1 protein-coding gene is annotated in these 280 nt (G+C 82.1%); it reads left to right on the forward strand.

Annotated elements, in window-relative coordinates:
* Positions 1-279, forward strand: a 279-nt coding sequence (locus tag ABD308_RS31060) for a hypothetical protein (protein WP_344342413.1), incomplete at its 5' end; no start/stop codon positions are given.
* Position 280 lies beyond the last annotated feature (1 nt).

Raw genomic sequence — 280 nt, forward strand, 5'->3', positions numbered from 1 at the left:
GGCTGCCCGGCCACCGCGGCCGCCCGGTACGGCGCCGCGCTCACCCTGGCCGGCCGGCTCGGCTACCGGCGGGCCGAGCTGCACGCGCTGGTCGGGCTCGCCGAGGCCGCGCTCCAGCAGGGCGAGTTCGAGCGGGCCGCCGACTTCGCGGACCGGGCCCACGCCTCGGCCTCCGCGCTCGGCTACCGGCCGCTGGCGCTCACCGCCCAGCACATCCGGCGCCGGCTGCCGGCCGCCCCGGACCGCACCCCGCGGCCGAGCACGCTCGGCGTGCGCTGAC

The organism is Kitasatospora putterlickiae (genome assembly GCF_039527695.1).
GTDB classification, from domain to species: Bacteria; Actinomycetota; Actinomycetes; order Streptomycetales; family Streptomycetaceae; genus Kitasatospora; species Kitasatospora putterlickiae.